This window comes from Enterobacter sp. Crenshaw, assembly GCF_024734705.1.
Lineage (GTDB): Bacteria > Pseudomonadota > Gammaproteobacteria > Enterobacterales > Enterobacteriaceae > Enterobacter > Enterobacter asburiae_B.
Genome location: NZ_CP102932.1, coordinates 1,409,986 through 1,426,364 on the forward strand (window position 1 = coordinate 1,409,986; position 16,379 = coordinate 1,426,364).

Sequence of the window (16,379 nt, forward strand, 5' to 3'; positions counted from 1 at the left end):
AGGTTTATCCTCGTAAGGTCGCGGTTAACCCTTTCTGGCAGGCGTATTGCTGCGCGAAATCCAGCAGGGCAGGGTTATCCAGCGGTTTGTCAGGGGCAGAGTAGGCTTGGCCGAGCAGGGTGTATTTGTTCATGCCCAGCGTGTGATACGGCAGAAAATGAATATCGTCGACGCCGAGCTCGTCGGCGGCGAAGTTGGTAATGGCGGTGATGGACGCTTCGTCAGCGTTAAAGCCCTGGATCAGCGGCACGCGGATGGTGATTTTTTTTCCGGCGACGGCAAGGCGTTTCAGGTTGTCCAGGATTCGCTTAGCCGAGCCGTCCGTCCACTGTTTGAACACCTCACCGTCGACGTGCTTCAGGTCGGCGAGGAACAGATCGACGTACGGTAATGACGGCTCGATATAGTGCCACGGCACGTGAAGGCAGGTTTCCACGGCGGTATGGATCCCCTGTTCGTGGCTGGCTTTAAACAGGGCATGTGCCAGCTCAGGGGTCATAAACGGCTCGCCGCCGGAGAGGGTGATCCCGCCGCCGCTGCGGTCGTAGAAGGGTTTATCGCGCAGTACGGTCGCCATGATCTCCTCGACCTGCTGTTCTTCACCGCAGACGGTCAGCGCCTGCGTCGGGCAGCAGTCGGTGAGGGCGTTGAGCGTCGCTTCATCAAGCTTCTCGCGGTGGATAACCAGGCCATTCAGCGCGCGTTCGATACAGCCCGGTGCCGCCTGCTGGCACAGGTCGCAGCCGTCAAGGCACAGGCGCGCGTCAAACAGCACGTCCCGGCTGCGGGAGCGGCTTTCCGGGTTCTGGCACCAGCGACAGCCCAGCGAGCAGCCTTTCAGGAACACCACGGTTCTAATACCGGGGCCATCGTGGGTAGAGTAACGCTGAATATTGAAGATCATGATTTCGCCTCTCGAATTGCATATGAAGATTAAATTACTTTCGAATGAAAGTTATCTTGATGCAGGTCAACTACTGAGCAGGTTTTGTCGTGATAGGGTAAGTGCAGGCTAAATTTGAGGGTGACACCATGGAACTTTATCTCGACACATCTGACGTTGCGGCAGTCAAAAAGCTGGCGCGCATTTTCCCGCTGGCGGGCGTAACCACCAACCCAAGCATTGTGGCGGCAGGTAAAACGCCGCTGGACGTGTTGCTGCCAGCGCTGCACGACGCGCTGGGCGGCAAAGGCCGTCTTTTCGCCCAGGTGATGGCGACCACCGCTGAAGGGATGGTGGAGGACGCGCGCAAGCTGCGCGCCATCATCAACGATCTGGTGGTGAAAGTGCCGGTGACCGCAGAAGGACTGGCGGCAATCAAGATGCTGAAAGCGGAAGGGATCCCGACGCTGGGTACGGCGGTTTACGGTGCTGCGCAGGGGATGCTCTCCGCGCTGGCGGGGGCGGAGTATGTAGCGCCTTACGTTAACCGCGTGGACGCGCAGGGCGGGGACGGGATCCAGACCGTGGTTGAACTGCAACAGCTGCTGACATTGCACGCCCCGCAGTCAAAGGTGCTGGCCGCGAGCTTCAAAACGCCGCGTCAGGCGCTGGACTGCCTGCTGACGGGCTGCGAGTCCATCACGCTGCCGCTGGACGTGGCGCAGCAGTTTATTACTTCTCCGGCCGTGGATGCGGCGATTGTGAAGTTTGAGCAGGACTGGCAGGGCGCGTTTGGACGGATGTCGATCTGACGGGTGCGGCCTTATGCCCTCACCCCAACCCTCTCCCACAGGGAGAGGGAGCACACACTAAAGCGGCAACCTGAAGGTTGCCGTTTGCTTTAACCTCCGCAAACCTCACACCCCGGGTTACGCATCAGCTTCATCTCGCGGAACTGGCAGGTCATCGCGTCATACATTACGATTTTCCCCGCGGCAGGCGTGCCGTAGCGCGCCAGCACTTTGATCGCTTCCATCGCCTGCAGGGAGCCAATCACGCCGACCAGCGGCGCCATCACGCCCGCCTCAACGCAGGTCAGGGCGTTCTCGGCGAACAGACGGCTCAGGCAGCGGTAGCAGGGTTCGCCTTCCCCGTACGTGAAGACGCTGATTTGCCCCTCCATGCGGATCGCCGCGCCGGAAACCAGCGGGATTTTGTGGGCAAAGCAGCCTGCGTTCAGCTGGTTACGGACGGTGACGTTATCGGTGCAGTCCAGCACCAGGTCGTGCTGTGCAATCTGCGCGGACAGCGCCTCGTCATCCAGCATCGCGTCAATCAGGGTGAACTGAACGTTGGGGTTGATGCGCGCCAGCGCCGTGCGGGCAGAGTCCACCTTCGGCTGGCCAACCGTCGCGTCGCTGTGCAGCGTCTGGCGCTGGAGATTTGACACCGACACGGTATCAAAATCCAGCAGCGTCATTCTGCCCACGCCCGCCGCGGCAAGATACTGCGCGGCGGCGCAGCCCAGACCGCCCAGACCGACAACCAGCACGCTTGCTGCCTTAAGCGCTTCCTGGCCTTCGAAATCAAACCCGCGCAGCACAATCTGGCGGTTGTAGCGCATCATCTCCTGGTCGCTCAGCTCCACCGTCATGTCAGCCTCCGAACAGGTGGTTAAAACGCTCGATCTCAACCCACTCGCCTGCTTCCACATTGCCGCGCTCGCGCTCCAGGACGATAAAGCAGTTGCCCTGGCTGAAGGAGCTGAAAATGTGTGAGCCCTGGTGCCCGGTGGTGCTCACTTCCAGCTCGCCGTCCGCGTTGCGCGCCAGGATGCCGCGCTGGAAATCGAGGCGGCCCGGCGATTTTTTCAGGCGCGTGGAAGCGCGCACGCGCTGGCGTTCCGGCAGCGGGCTGGCGCTGTTGCCGGAAAGCTTCGCCAGCAGCGGGATCACCAGCTGGTAGAAGGTGAGTGCCGCCGAGACCGGATTACCCGGCAGGCCGCAGAACCAGCCGCGCGTGAGCTTGCCAAACGCGAACGGTTTTCCCGGCTTGATGGCCAGCTTCCAGAAGGCGATTTCACCCAGCTCTTCAAGGATGGTTTTGGTGTAATCCGCTTCGCCCACGGAGACGCCGCCGGAGCTGATGACCACGTCGGCGGCGTTATCCGCCTCGATAAACGCGGCGCGCAGTTTTTCCGGATCGTCAGGAATAATGCCGAGGTTAATCACCTCGCAGCCCAGCTGCTCCAGCATCAGGTGTACCGCCAGGCGGTTGGTGTCGTAAATCTGGCCGTCCTGCAGCGGCTGGCCCGGAAGCTGCAGCTCGTCGCCGGTGGAGAAAACGGCGACGCGCACTTTACGGATAACGTCGATTTCAGCAACGCCGAGCGAGGCCAGCACCGGCAGTTCACCTACCGTCAGCTTCTGTCCGGCGGCAAAGACCGTTGCGCCAAGGGTGATATCTTCACCCGTGCGGCGGATGTTCTGGCCCGCTTTAACGTTCGCGGTAAAACGCACGCCGCCGTCGGCCTGTTCGGTCTCTTCCTGCATCACCACGGCGTCGCAGCCGGCCGGAACCGGCGCGCCGGTCATGATGCGTACGCAGGTGCCCGCAGGCCATTCACAGCTAAACGGCTGACCCGCAAAGGCTTTACCCGCCACCGGCAGGGCGTTACCCGTCTGGAGATCCGCCAGGCGCACCGCGTAACCGTCCATCGCGGAATTATCAAACCCCGGCACGTTAAGCGGAGAGACGATATCGCGCGCGGCAATACGGCCAAAACAGCGCACGAGGGGCAGCGTCTCAACGTCATGCAGCGGGGAAATACGGTCAAGCATCTGCGTGAGTGCCGTCTCAAGCGGCATCAGTCCGGCGGTAAAATCCATGGTGGGCTCCTGCGGAGTAACAACGAAAGCGCTCATTATGGCAGAAAAGTGCGGCTAACTGTATGACCCGATGGGTGTACGCTTTACATCACAGTTACGTCTTTCTATATTCAAAAATCATCTGAAGTTTCATCGACGATAATGATATTTATAGAAAAAGCCGCAAATCAGGCTAACGGGTGATGCGAATGGTTAATGCGGTAATCGCAATTCATGGTGGCGCCGGGGCAATCACCCGAGCACAGCTCAGTCCCGAGCAGGAAAAGCGCTATATCGACGCGCTGTACGCCATTGTGGAAACGGGTCAGAAAATGCTGGAGGCGGGCGAAAGCGCGCTGGACGTGGTCACCGAGGCGGTGCGCCTGCTGGAAGAGTGCCCGTTATTTAATGCGGGGATCGGTTCGGTCTTTACCCGGGATGAAACGCACGAGCTGGATGCCTGCGTGATGGACGGCGTCACCCTGAAAGCGGGCGCCGTGGCGGGCGTGAGTCATATGCGCAATCCGGTGCTGGCGGCGCGTCTGGTGATGGAGGCGAGTCCGCACGTCCTGCTCACAGGGGCCGGGGCAGAGGCGTTTGCCTTCGGGCACGGAATGGAACCGGTATCGCCGGATCTGTTTTCCACCGAGGAGCGCTATCAGCAGCTGCTGGAAGCCCGTTCGGCGGGCATGACGCAGCTTGACCATACAGCGCCGCTTGATGAAACCACCAAAATGGGCACGGTCGGCGCGGTGGCGCTGGATAAGGCCGGAAACCTCGCGGCGGCAACCTCAACGGGCGGGATGACCAACAAGCTGCCCGGGCGCGTCGGCGATAGCCCGCTGCCGGGCGCCGGCTGCTACGCCAATAACGCGACGGCGGCGGTGTCGTGTACCGGAACCGGGGAAGTGTTTATTCGCGCCCTCGCGGCCTACGACATCACCGCGCTGATGGATTACGGCGGTTTAAGCCTCAGCGAAGCCTGCGAGCGCGTGGTGATGGAGAAACTGCCTGCCCTGGGCGGCGTCGGCGGGCTCATTGCGGTGGATCGTGAGGGCAACGTGGCCCTGCCGTTCAACAGCGAAGGTATGTACCGCGCCTGGGGCTATGCCGGTGATGAACCGAGCACGGGCATCTATCGTGAATAAGGGGGCAGCGCGTGCCGCACAGTGAAGAACTGGACAACCGCGAAGTGCTGGCTGTCCATCAGCTCAATATTGCGTTTCAGGAAGAGCGGCAGTTCATCCCCGCAGTACAGAATTTATCGTTCACGCTCAGGCGCGGCGAGACGCTGGCGATTGTTGGTGAATCCGGATCCGGTAAATCGGTCACGGCGCTGGCGCTGATGCGCCTGCTGGAACAGACGGGCGGGCAAATCAGCAGCGAGAAAATGCTCCTGCGCCGCCGTAACCGTCAGGTCATTGATTTAAATGAGCTGAGCGGTTCGCAGATGCAGGGCGTGCGCGGGGCGGACATTGCTATGATCTTCCAGGAGCCGATGACCTCCCTGAACCCGGTTTTCCCGGTCGGGGAACAAATCGCCGAGTCCATCCGCCTGCATCAGGGGCTGAGCGGCGATGAAGCGCTCAAAGAGGCCCGACGGATGCTGGAGCTGGTGCGCATCCCGGAGGCGCAGGCCATTCTGGGTCGCTACCCGCATCAGCTTTCCGGCGGCATGCGCCAGCGGGTGATGATTGCCATGGCGCTCTCCTGCCGTCCGGCGGTGCTGATCGCCGATGAACCGACGACGGCGCTGGACGTGACGATTCAGGCGCAGATCCTGCAGCTCATTAAAGTGCTGCAGCAGGAGATGGAGATGGGGGTGATATTCATCACCCACGATATGGGCGTAGTCGCCGATATCGCCGATCGGGTGCTGGTGATGCACAAGGGCAGCGCGGTGGAAACCGGCCCGGTTGAGCAGATTTTTCATGTGCCCGAGCATCCTTACACCAAAGCGCTGCTGGCGGCGGTTCCGCGCCTGGGGGCGATGAACGGCAGCGATTTGCCGCGCCGCTTCCCGCTGATTTCTCTTGAGGCGTCTGAGCTGCAGGAGGAGGAGCGAGAGCAGGACACCGTGGTGCCGGGTAAGCCCATTCTGGAAGTGCGCGATCTGGTCACCCGTTTTCCGCTGCGCAGCGGCGTACTGAACCGCGTTAAGCGCGAAGTGCACGCGGTGGAAAACGTCAGTTTCGATCTCTGGCCGGGCGAAACGCTGGCGCTGGTGGGGGAGTCCGGTTGCGGTAAATCCACCACCGGGCGCGCGTTGCTCCGTCTGGTGGAATCACAGGAAGGCAGCATTACCTTTAACGGCGAGCGCATTGATACCCTTCCGGACAGCAGGCTGCAGGCGGTGCGGCGGGATATTCAGTTTATTTTCCAGGATCCGTATGCCTCCCTCGATCCGCGCCACACGGTGGGGTATTCGATCATGGAGCCGCTGCGGGTACATAACCTGCTCGACGGCGAAGCGGCCCAGCGTCGCGTGGCCTGGCTGCTGGAGCGCGTCGGCCTGAAGCCGGAGCACGCATGGCGTTATCCGCACGAGTTTTCCGGCGGACAGCGGCAGCGTATCTGCATCGCCCGCGCGCTGGCGCTGAACCCGAAAGTGGTGATTGCCGATGAGTCCGTCTCGGCGCTGGATGTCTCTATCCGGGCGCAAATCATCAACCTGCTGCTGGATTTACAGCGGGATATGGGCATCGCCTTCCTGTTTATCTCGCACGATATGGCGGTGGTCGAGCGCATCAGCCATCGCGTGGCGGTGATGTTTATGGGGCAGATCGTGGAGATTGGGCCGCGAAGGGCGGTGTTTGAAAACCCGCAGCACCCGTACACCCGCAAGCTTATTGCGGCGGTCCCGGTTGCCGATCCCGCGCATCGTCACGGCCAGCGCGTGCTGTTGCAGGATGAAATGCCGAGCAATATTCATAAACGCGGCGAGGCCGTGGAGCGCGTGACGCTGCGCGAGGTCGGGCCGGGTCATTTCGTCGCTCCCCCGCGTCAGGACAACGCTTTTTCGCGGTTATAACTTACAACAGGCAGGAGAACACAATGGTTACATTTGTAGCGCGTAGATGGTTGTTAGCCGCGAGCGTGACGGCAGCCCTGGCCGCTGCCCCCGCGTTCGCTGCCAAAGACGTGGTGGTTGCCGTCGGCTCCAATTTCACCACGCTCGATCCGTATGACGCCAACGACACGCTCTCTCAGGCGGTGGCGAAATCGTTCTATCAGGGCCTGTTTGGCCTCGATAAAGAGATGAAGCTCAAAAACGTGCTGGCGGAGGGGTACACCGTGTCCGACGACGGGCTGGTGTATACCATCAAGCTCAGGACCGGCGTGAAGTTCCATGACGGGACAGACTTCAATGCGGAGGCGGTGAAGGTTAACCTGGACCGCGCCAGCAATCCGGAAAATAGCCTCAAGCGCTATAACCTGTATAAAAATATCGCCAGCACCGAGGTGGTCGACCCGGCGACGGTCAAAATCACCCTGAAAGAGCCGTTCTCCGCGTTTATCAATATTCTGGCGCATCCGGCAACGGCGATGATTTCCCCTGCCGCGCTGAAGAAATACGGCAAGGAGATTGGTTTCCATCCTGTTGGCACCGGCCCTTACGAACTGCTCACCTGGAACCAGACCGATTTTGTGAAGGTGAAGAAATTCGCGGGATACTGGCAGCAGGGGCTGCCTAAGCTCGACACCATCACCTGGCGCCCGGTGGTGGACAACAACACCCGCGCGGCGATGCTGCAAACCGGCGAGGCGCAGTTTGCCTTCCCGATCCCTTACGAGCAGGCGGCCATTTTGCAGAAAAACAGCAAGCTGGAGCTGGTCGCCAGCCCGTCGATCATGCAGCGCTACATCAGCATGAACGTCACGCAAAAGCCGTTCGATAACCCGAAGGTGCGTGAAGCCATCAACTACGCCATTAACCGTCAGGCGCTGGTGAAGGTCGCTTTTGCCGGCTATGCCACTCCGGCCACCGGCGTGCTGCCGCCGGCGATCGCCTATGCGCAAAGCTATCAGCCGTGGCCGTACGATCCGGCTAAAGCGCGCGAGCTGCTGAAAGAGGCGGGCTTCCCGAACGGTTTCAGCACCACGCTGTGGTCCTCGCATAATCACAGTACCGCCCAGAAGGTGCTGCAGTTTACCCAGCAGCAGCTGGCGCAGGTGGGGATCAAGGTACAGGTCACCGCAATGGATGCGGGACAGCGTGCGGCAGAAGTGGAAGGGAAAGGGCAGAAAGAGAGCGGCGTGCGGATGTTCTACACCGGCTGGACGGCCTCGACCGGTGAAGCCGACTGGGCGCTGTCGCCGCTGTTTGCCTCGCAAAACTGGCCGCCAACCCTGTTCAACACCGCGTTTTACAGCAACCCGCAGGTGGACAAAGACCTGGCCGATGCCCTGAAAACCACCAAACCGGAAGAGAAGGCGCGTCTCTATAAAGACGCGCAGGATATTATCTGGAAAGAGTCACCGTGGGTGCCGCTGGTGGTGGAGAAACTGGTGTCAGCCCATAACAAAGCGTTGACCGGGTTCTACATCATGCCGGACACGGGCTTTAGCTTTGACGATGCGGATTTAAAATAAACCTCATGCTGAATTATGTTTGTAAACGCCTGCTGGGGCTTATTCCGACGCTGCTGATTGTGGCGGTCCTGGTGTTTTTGTTTGTCCATATGCTGCCGGGCGATCCGGCGCGTCTGGTCGCCGGGCCTGAGGCGGATGCCACCGTTATTGACCTGGTGCGTAAGCAGCTTGGCCTCGACCAGCCGCTGTATATGCAGTTCATCCATTACATTTGCAACGTTCTGCAGGGCGATTTTGGTATCTCGATGGTGTCGCGCCGTCCGGTGTCGGAGGAGATTGCCAGCCGCTTTATGCCGACGTTCTGGTTAACGATAGCCAGCATGAGCTGGGCGGTCGTGTTCGGGCTTGGCGCCGGGATTATCGCGGCCGTCTGGCGCAACCGCTGGCCGGACAAGCTCGGCATGGCGCTGGCGGTGACCGGCATCTCCTTCCCGGCGTTCGCGCTGGGAATGTTGCTGATGCAGATCTTCTCCGTCGAACTGGGCTGGCTGCCGACCGTCGGGGCTGATACCTGGAAGCACTACATCCTGCCTTCCATGACGCTGGGCGCTGCCGTTTCGGCGGTGATGGCGCGCTTTACCCGCGCCTCGTTCGTTGACGTGCTGAGCGAAGATTATATTCGCACCGCACGGGCGAAAGGGGTCAGCGAGAAGTGGGTCATTCTCAAGCACGGGTTTCGCAATGCGATGATCCCGGTGGTGACGATGATGGGGCTGCAGTTTGGCTTTCTGCTCGGCGGCTCGATCGTCGTGGAAAAGGTCTTCAACTGGCCGGGGCTGGGACGCCTGCTTGTTGATTCCGTCGAGATGCGCGACTACCCGGTGATTCAGGCGGAAGTCCTGCTTTTCTCACTGGAGTTTATTCTTATCAACTTAGTGGTGGACGTGCTCTACGCCGCCATTAACCCGGCCATCAGGTACAAGTAAGATGCGATTGTTGAACTGGCGACGTCAGGCCGTTTTAAACGCGATGCCGGGGCTAAAACCGGACCACGTCCGCACCCCGTGGTCTGAATTCTGGCGGCGTTTTCGCCGTCAGCCGGTCGCGATGACCGCGGGGCTGTTTGTGCTGCTGCTGATTGCGGTGGCGGTGATTGCGCCGTGGGTGGCGCCGTTTGATGCGGAAAACTATTTTGACTACGACCGTCTGAACGACGGACCGTCGATGCTTCACTGGTTCGGCGTGGACTCACTCGGGCGCGATATCTTTAGCCGCGTGCTGGTCGGGGCGCAGATCTCGCTTGCCGCCGGGGTGTTCGCGGTGCTGATTGGCGCGGCCATCGGTACCGTGCTGGGTCTCGTTGCCGGGTATTACGAAGGCTGGTGGGACCGCATCATCATGCGCATCTGCGACGTGCTGTTTGCTTTTCCCGGCATTCTGCTGGCGATTGCCGTGGTGGCGATCATGGGCAGCGGCATGGCGAACGTCATCATTGCGGTCGCGGTCTTTTCGATTCCGGCGTTCGCGCGGCTGGTGCGCGGCAATACGCTGGTGCTGAAACAGCAGACGTTTATCGAATCCGCGCGCAGCATGGGGGCCAGCGATGCCACCATCCTGTTCAGCCATATTTTGCCGGGTACGGTATCGTCCATCGTGGTCTATTTCACCATGCGTATTGGCGTGTCGATTATTTCGGCGGCCAGCCTGTCGTTTCTGGGGTTAGGCGCGCAGCCACCGACGCCGGAGTGGGGCGCGATGCTGAACGAGGCGAGGGCGGATATGGTGATTGCGCCGCACGTGGCGATCTTCCCGAGTCTGGCGATTTTCCTCACCGTGCTGGCGTTTAACCTGCTGGGGGACGGGCTGCGCGACGCGCTGGATCCGAGGATTAAGGGGTAGGCTTTTGCTTGCCCCTCACCCCGGCCCTCTCCCCAAAGGGGCGAGGGTGAAAAACCGCACCCAGCAGTCCCCTCTCCCCAGTGGGGAGAGGGTTAGGGTGAGGGGGAAAGGAGATTAAACCCGGCTACCCCACAGGTCATACTCGTCCGCGTTTTCAACCTTCACGCGAATAATATCACCCGGCTTAACGTTGGTTTCGCCGTTCAGGTACACCGCGCCGTCGATCTCAGGGGCGTCCGCCATGCTGCGGCCAATCGCGCCTTCTTCGTCCACTTCGTCAACGATGACCATGATCTCGCGGCCCACTTTTTCCTGCAGACGCTCGGCAGAGATCTGCTGCTGCAGCTGCATGAAGCGGTTCCAGCGCTCTTCTTTCACCTCTTCCGGCACCTGGTCCGCCAGCTCGTTGGCGGTAGCGCCTTCAACCGGGCTGTACTTGAAGCAGCCTACGCGGTCCAGACGGGCTTCTTTCAGGAAGTCGAGCAGCATCTGGAAGTCTTCTTCGGTTTCACCCGGGAAGCCGACGATGAAGGTGGAGCGCAGGGTCAGATCCGGGCAGATCTCGCGCCACTGCTTGATGCGCGCCAGCTGGCGATCAACGGATCCAGGACGCTTCATCAGCTTCAGGATACGCGGGCTGGCGTGCTGCAACGGGATATCCAGGTACGGCAGAATTTTGCCTTCCGCCATCAGCGGGATCACGTCGTCAACGTGCGGATACGGATAGACGTAGTGCAGACGCGTCCAGATACCGAGTTTAGACAGCTGTTCGCACAGGCCTACCATGCTGGTTTTCACCGGCTCGCCGTTGTGGAAACCGGAGCGGTGTTTAACGTCCACGCCGTAAGCCGAGGTGTCCTGGGAGATGACCAGCAGTTCCTTCACGCCCGCGTCGGCCAGACGTTTAGCTTCCGCCAGCACTTCGCCAATCGGACGGCTCACCAGATCGCCGCGCATGGACGGGATGATGCAGAAGGTGCAGCGATGGTTGCAGCCTTCGGAAATTTTTAAGTAAGCGTAGTGGCGCGGCGTCAGCTTCACGCCCTGCTCTGGCACCAGGCTCAGGAACGGGTTGTGCTTTGGTTTTGGCACGTAGTGATGAACATGTTCCAGCACCTGCTCGTAGCTGTGCGGGCCGGTGATCTCCAGCACCTTCGGGTGCACTTCGCGGATCTGGTCTTCTTTCGCGCCCAGACAGCCGGTAACAATCACTTTGCCGTTTTCCGTCAGGGCCTCACCGATGGCTTCCAGTGATTCCTGAACCGCGCTGTCGATAAATCCGCAGGTGTTCACGATCACCATATCGGCGTTGTCGTAGCTTGGCACCACGTCATAGCCCTCGGTGCGCAGTTCGGTCAGGATGCGTTCGGAATCCACGAGGTTTTTCGGGCAGCCCAGGGAGACGAAGCCGATTTTCGGCTGGTGCGTAACATTGCTCATAGGTTAAAAATTCATCAATTATGGAGTTATCAGGGCGGGATTTTACAGCGTATCGCGGGGGATTTATACACTCTTTGCAAGGCGGATGCGCCGGGCAGACGTTGTAACATTGTAAATAATGTTAATCAGTTAATAAAAATTGATCCCAGGCATTAAACTGTACAAAAAATGTACTTATCCTGATTATGCACAATGGCTGACAGAGGAGGAAAGAGCATGACCGTTGACAGACTAAAACGCGATCTGCTTAACAAGCTGATCAACGCCCGAATCGACCTGGCCGCGTACCTGCAGTTGAGGAAGGCAAAAGGGTATATGTCAGTCAGCGAAAGCGAACATCTGCGTGATAACCTGTTTGAACTTTGCAATTTCATGCGTGAAAAAGCACCGACCCTGAAGGCGAAATACGGCGAAAGTGAGCTGATCGCCCTGCGCCGCGCCGCTGAGGTACTTTCCATCGCTGGGGTATGTTTGATGAACGGACGCCACGACTGCCCGAATTTTATCGCTGTTAACGCGGAGAAGCTTGAAAACTGCCTGACCACGCTCTCTCTATGCATCATGTGCCTGAACGAGCACGAGAAGCTTGAACAGCACTGACCCAGGGGGAGGCAACTCCCCCTTCTGATTAAGCTTTTGTAAAAGTGGTAACGCGCCCGGATGCAGTGGCTAACCTTTATGCCATATGCCTATAAAGGAGCGCGTTATGCCTCGATCCTCGCTAATTTCCCTGCCTGCGCTGTTCATTCCGTTTTCGCTTCTTGCTGCCCCAGAGGCGGTCAAGGTTGAGGTGCTGCAAAACAAACTCGATCATCCCTGGTCTCTGGCGTTTCTGCCGGACAATAAAGGCCTGCTGGTGACCCTGAAGGGCGGTCAGCTCAAACGCTGGCAGGCCGGAAAAGGGCTGTCCGATCCGATTGTCGGCGTGCCGAAGGTCTGGGCAAACGGTCAGGGAGGATTGCTGGACGTGGTCCTCGCCCCGGATTTTAAAAAATCACGCCGCATCTGGCTGAGCTTCGCCGAAGCCGGGAGTGACGGCAAGGCCGGAACGGCGGTGGGCTATGGCCGACTGAGTGACGATCTGACGCGCATTGAAGCCTTCCAGGTGGTGTTCCGCCAGATGCCGAAACTCTCCACCGGGAACCATTTTGGTGGGCGACTGGTATTCGACGGCAAAGGCTCGCTCTTTATCGGACTCGGCGAGAATAACCAGCGTCCGACGGCGCAGGATCTGGATAAATTGCAGGGTAAAGTGGTGCGCCTCACCGAAGACGGAAAAGTGCCGCCGGATAACCCGTTTGTGAATACCCCCGGCGCGCGACCCGAAATCTGGTCTTACGGCATTCGCAACCCGCAGGGGATGGCGATGAATCCCTGGAGCGACGCGCTGTGGCTGAACGAGCACGGTCCGCGCGGCGGGGATGAGATCAACATCCCGGAGAAAGGAAAGAACTACGGCTGGCCGCTGGCGACGCACGGCATTAACTATAGCGGTCTGAAAATTCCGGAAGCCAAAGGCGAGCACGTTGAGGGAACCGAAAAACCGCTGTTCGTCTGGAAAGTGTCGCCCGCCGTGAGCGGTATGGCGTTTTACAACAGCGACGTCTTCCCGCAGTGGAAAAACAAGCTGTTTATCGGCGCGCTGAAGGAAAAGGACGTTATCGTGCTGAGCGTGGACGGCAATAAGGTCACGGAGGATGGGCGAATTCTGGGCGATCGGGATAAACGTATTCGTGATGTGCGGGTGGGGCCGGACGGCTATTTATACGTTCTGACCGACGAGACGGACGGGCAGCTGTTAAAAGTCAGCCCGTCCGGTGCGTAATCAGGTGACCGGGATCATTACCACGTTGCGGTACGCCGGGCGATCGCTCAGCTGTTTTAGCCAGCGCTCAAGGTGAGGGCGCGGCGTCCACTTCAGGCCGAGGTTGGTCAGATTCCAGACGAACGGCGCCACGGCAATATCGCCCACGCCGAACGCCTCACCGGAGAACCAGGCGTGCTTCGCCAGTTCGTCATCCATCATCGCAAACAGGTTTTCACACGCATCCTGAGCGGCATGAATGGCAGGGTAGTCGCGCTCGGCTTCAGGGGTTCTGACTAACCCCATCAGGATCACGCGGTGGGTTGGCGATAGCGTCTGGTTCGCCCAGTCCATCCACTTTTCACCCTGGGCGCGACGGGCCGGGCTTTCCACCCACAGGCGGCCCTGACCGTACTGAGCGGCGAGGTAACGGACAATGGTGTTGGATTCCCAAAGCGTCGCGTCGGTTTCATCATCGCGCAGCAGCGGCACCAGGCCGTTCGGGTTCATGGCCAGATAGTCGGCCTCTTTGTTCACGCCGAACGACATGCCGGCCATGATTTGATTGAACGGTAAATCCAGCTCTTCGAGCGTCCAGAGCACTTTCTTAACGTTGGTCGAGTTGTTCCTGCCCCATAGCGTAATCATATTTACTCCTGATGAGATGTGAATCCGGGTCAGCTTTCGCCATGGTGAGATAAACCTAACAATTACGCAACAGAAGACAAAAAAATCGTCTGAATCAAAGCGTATCTGAATGTTATTGCATAAACTTTAATAACTTTACCCTCGTTGGGTTTCTTTAACCGTTTTAGTGCGCTATTACTCATCGCTTCTTGCGACACGGTGATGTGACGTAATTTTTGAATGGACACTCGGGTGGCATTTATGACGCGTAAAATGACTTCTCTGCGCAGCCTTGCGACAGGCTCTGCGCTCCTTTTCCTGTTTGCACCAACGCTCTACGCAGCTGAACAGGCTGCGCCCGAAGCGCCGCCTGTGGATGCGCGCGCCTGGATCCTGATGGACTACTCCAGCGGTAAAGTGCTGGCGGAAGGCAACGCGGATGAGAAACTCGATCCGGCAAGCCTGACCAAAATCATGACCAGCTATGTGGTCGGCCAGGCGTTGAAAGCGGGCAAGATCAAGCTGGACGATATGGTCACCATCGGGAAAGATGCCTGGGCGACCGGCAACCCGGCGCTGCGGGGCTCTTCGGTGATGTTCCTGAAGCCTGGGGATCAGGTCTCCGTTTCCGATCTGAACAAAGGGGTAATTATTCAGTCGGGAAATGATGCGTGCATCGCGCTGGCCGATTACGTTGCCGGCAGCCAGGATTCTTTCATTGGCTTGATGAATGGCTACGCGCAGAAACTGGGCTTAACCAACACCACGTTCAAAACGGTTCACGGTCTGGATTCGCCGGGACAGTTCAGTACCGCGCGCGACATGGCGCTGCTGGGGAAAGCGCTGATCCACGACGTGCCGGATGAATACGCCATCCATAAAGAGAAAGAGTTTACCTTCAATAAAATCCGCCAGCCGAACCGCAACCGCCTGCTGTGGAGCAGTAACGTTAACGTGGACGGAATGAAAACCGGCACTACGGCGGGCGCGGGCTATAACCTGGTGGCCTCCGCGACCCAGGGCGACATGCGTCTGATTTCGGTGGTGCTGGGCACCAAAACCGACCGTATTCGCTTTAATGAGTCAGAAAAACTGCTGACCTGGGGCTTCCGCTTCTATGAAACCGTGACGCCGATTAAACCGGATGCCACGTTCGTCAGCCAGCGCGTCTGGTTTGGCGACAAGAGTGAAGTTAATCTCGGGGCGGGTGAAGGCGGCTCGGTGACCATTCCGCGCGGTCAGCTGAAAAACCTGAAGGCCAGCTATACCCTGACCGACCCGCAGCTTACGGCTCCGCTGAAAAAAGGTCAGGTGGTCGGGACGATTGATTTCCAGCTAAACGGTAAGTCGATTGAACAGCGTCCGCTGATTGTAATGGAGGCGGTGGAAGAGGGCGGCTTCTTCAGCCGGATGTGGGATTTCGTGATGATGAAATTCCACGGGTGGTTTGGCAGCTGGTTTAGCTAAGTTTTTTGCCGGGTGACGCTGCGCTTACCCGGCCTACGTTTTTTCTCCCTCTCCTGTGGGAGAGGGGCGGGGTGCGGGCATCAGACCGCACCCCCTTAATACATTAACTTCACCTGCTGCGCCTTCGCGTGGGCCACGATCTCGTCGTCCGGGCGGCAGTCGCTGACGATGGCGTCAAACTGCGCCAGCTCACCCATTCTTGCCGAACGCACCTTGCCAAACTTGCTGTGATCGACCACCAGCACATGATACTGGGCCGCGCTTAACGCCCAGTGTTTCACCGGCAGCTCTTCCAGGTTAAAGCAGGTCGCACCCTGACGCACGTTGATGCCTGCGGCGGAATAAAACGCGATATCCGGGCAGAGATTGCTGAGCGTGTCCTGCAGGTTGAGCGGCTTAAAGATGGCGTTGCTGGCGTGAAACTCGCCGCCGCAGAGGATCACCCGGCACTCCGGTTTCTCCTGAAGCGCCAGAAAGGTGTTCAGGGAGTAGCACACGGCGGTAAAAGGGATGCTGTTGTCGATGGCTTCGATAATCCACGGTGTGGTGGTTCCGCAGTCAAAAAACAGCGTCTGGTGCGGCTGTACCAGTGAGGCCGCAAGCCGGGCGGCTTTGCGCTTCTCTTCCACCAGGCGCGTCTTCTGGTCGCTGATCAGATAATGGCTGGCGCTACGCGGCTCAAGCACAATATACCCGCCGAGCAGCACGACGGGCGCGCTTTCGCTGTTCAGATCCCGACGAATGGTCATCTCTGAGACGCCGAGGAGGTTGGCGGCTTCCTTAAGATGCAGCTTATCGCTGCGCTTCAGCGCCTGTAGCAGCTGAGCAATGCGGTCATCGCGACGTGTTTCCATAGTTC

Annotated in this window: 15 protein-coding genes; 9 read left to right on the forward strand and 6 right to left on the reverse strand. The window is 59.1% G+C overall.

Features of this window, described 5'->3' with window-relative positions:
- Positions 1-4: 4 nt before the first annotated feature.
- The gene (locus NWV12_RS06615; protein ID WP_048979649.1) at positions 5-904 is read right to left on the reverse strand and encodes a glycyl-radical enzyme activating protein; all 900 of its coding nucleotides are present in this window, start codon (positions 902-904) and stop codon (positions 5-7) included.
- 128 nt (positions 905-1,032) lie between these two features.
- Here NWV12_RS06615 and fsa point away from each other — a divergent pair, with 128 nt between their 5' ends.
- Positions 1,033-1,695 carry a fructose-6-phosphate aldolase gene (gene fsa, locus NWV12_RS06620; RefSeq protein ID WP_048979650.1) on the forward strand — a complete coding sequence of 221 codons (663 nt, stop codon included), beginning with the start codon at positions 1,033-1,035 and terminating at the stop codon, positions 1,693-1,695.
- An 89-nt stretch (positions 1,696-1,784) separates the two neighbouring features.
- On the opposite strand, the gene moeB is transcribed toward fsa, so the two are convergent.
- Both moeB and moeA read right to left on the reverse strand, forming a co-directional pair.
- Entirely contained in the window at positions 1,785-2,537 is a 753-nt protein-coding gene (gene moeB / locus NWV12_RS06625; RefSeq protein WP_048979651.1) for a molybdopterin-synthase adenylyltransferase MoeB, read from the reverse strand.
- A 1-nt stretch (position 2,538) separates the two neighbouring features.
- The gene (gene moeA, locus NWV12_RS06630) at positions 2,539-3,771 is read right to left on the reverse strand and encodes a molybdopterin molybdotransferase MoeA (protein ID WP_048979652.1); all 1,233 of its coding nucleotides are present in this window, start codon (positions 3,769-3,771) and stop codon (positions 2,539-2,541) included.
- 188 nt (positions 3,772-3,959) lie between these two features.
- On the opposite strand from moeA, the gene iaaA reads away from it, so the two are divergent.
- The 5 genes from iaaA to gsiD are packed head-to-tail and all read left to right on the forward strand — an operon-like array spanning position 3,960 to position 10,182.
- Positions 3,960-4,898, forward strand: a complete 939-nt coding sequence (iaaA, locus tag NWV12_RS06635; RefSeq protein WP_048979750.1) for a beta-aspartyl-peptidase — start codon at positions 3,960-3,962, stop codon at positions 4,896-4,898.
- Between the two features lie 11 nt (positions 4,899-4,909).
- A complete protein-coding gene (gene gsiA, locus NWV12_RS06640) occupies positions 4,910-6,781 on the forward strand; it encodes a glutathione ABC transporter ATP-binding protein GsiA (protein ID WP_048979653.1) in 1,872 nt (623 codons plus the stop codon).
- Positions 6,782-6,804: 23 nt separating this feature from the next.
- A complete protein-coding gene (gene gsiB / locus NWV12_RS06645; protein ID WP_048979655.1) occupies positions 6,805-8,343 on the forward strand; it encodes a glutathione ABC transporter substrate-binding protein GsiB in 1,539 nt (512 codons plus the stop codon).
- Positions 8,344-8,348: 5 nt separating this feature from the next.
- Positions 8,349-9,269, forward strand: coding sequence for a glutathione ABC transporter permease GsiC (gene gsiC, locus NWV12_RS06650; protein WP_023310911.1), 921 nt, complete (start codon positions 8,349-8,351; stop codon positions 9,267-9,269).
- A gap of 1 nt (position 9,270) precedes the next feature.
- Positions 9,271-10,182 (forward strand): glutathione ABC transporter permease GsiD, encoded by a 912-nt coding sequence (gsiD, locus tag NWV12_RS06655; protein ID WP_024908682.1) that lies wholly within the window; start codon positions 9,271-9,273, stop codon positions 10,180-10,182.
- Between the two features lie 114 nt (positions 10,183-10,296).
- Here gsiD and rimO read toward each other — a convergent pair whose 3' ends face one another.
- The gene (gene rimO / locus NWV12_RS06660; protein WP_023310913.1) at positions 10,297-11,622 is read right to left on the reverse strand and encodes a 30S ribosomal protein S12 methylthiotransferase RimO; all 1,326 of its coding nucleotides are present in this window, start codon (positions 11,620-11,622) and stop codon (positions 10,297-10,299) included.
- 216 nt (positions 11,623-11,838) lie between these two features.
- On the opposite strand from rimO, the gene bssR reads away from it, so the two are divergent.
- Complete coding sequence (bssR, locus tag NWV12_RS06665) at positions 11,839-12,222, forward strand: biofilm formation regulator BssR (protein WP_023310914.1); 384 nt, start codon at positions 11,839-11,841, stop codon at positions 12,220-12,222.
- 106 nt (positions 12,223-12,328) lie between these two features.
- Positions 12,329-13,447 (forward strand): PQQ-dependent sugar dehydrogenase, encoded by a 1,119-nt coding sequence (locus NWV12_RS06670; RefSeq protein ID WP_047061462.1) that lies wholly within the window; start codon positions 12,329-12,331, stop codon positions 13,445-13,447.
- On the opposite strand, the gene NWV12_RS06675 is transcribed toward NWV12_RS06670, so the two are convergent.
- Positions 13,448-14,074 carry a glutathione S-transferase family protein gene (locus NWV12_RS06675; protein ID WP_039261465.1) on the reverse strand — a complete coding sequence of 209 codons (627 nt, stop codon included), beginning with the start codon at positions 14,072-14,074 and terminating at the stop codon, positions 13,448-13,450. It abuts the gene before it with no gap.
- A gap of 240 nt (positions 14,075-14,314) precedes the next feature.
- Between NWV12_RS06675 and dacC the strand changes: the two genes are divergently transcribed.
- Complete coding sequence (gene dacC / locus NWV12_RS06680; protein ID WP_032661393.1) at positions 14,315-15,520, forward strand: serine-type D-Ala-D-Ala carboxypeptidase; 1,206 nt, start codon at positions 14,315-14,317, stop codon at positions 15,518-15,520.
- 95 nt (positions 15,521-15,615) lie between these two features.
- On the opposite strand, the gene deoR is transcribed toward dacC, so the two are convergent.
- A complete protein-coding gene (gene deoR, locus NWV12_RS06685; protein ID WP_033145030.1) occupies positions 15,616-16,374 on the reverse strand; it encodes a DNA-binding transcriptional repressor DeoR in 759 nt (252 codons plus the stop codon).
- Between the last annotated feature and the right edge of the window lie 5 nt (positions 16,375-16,379).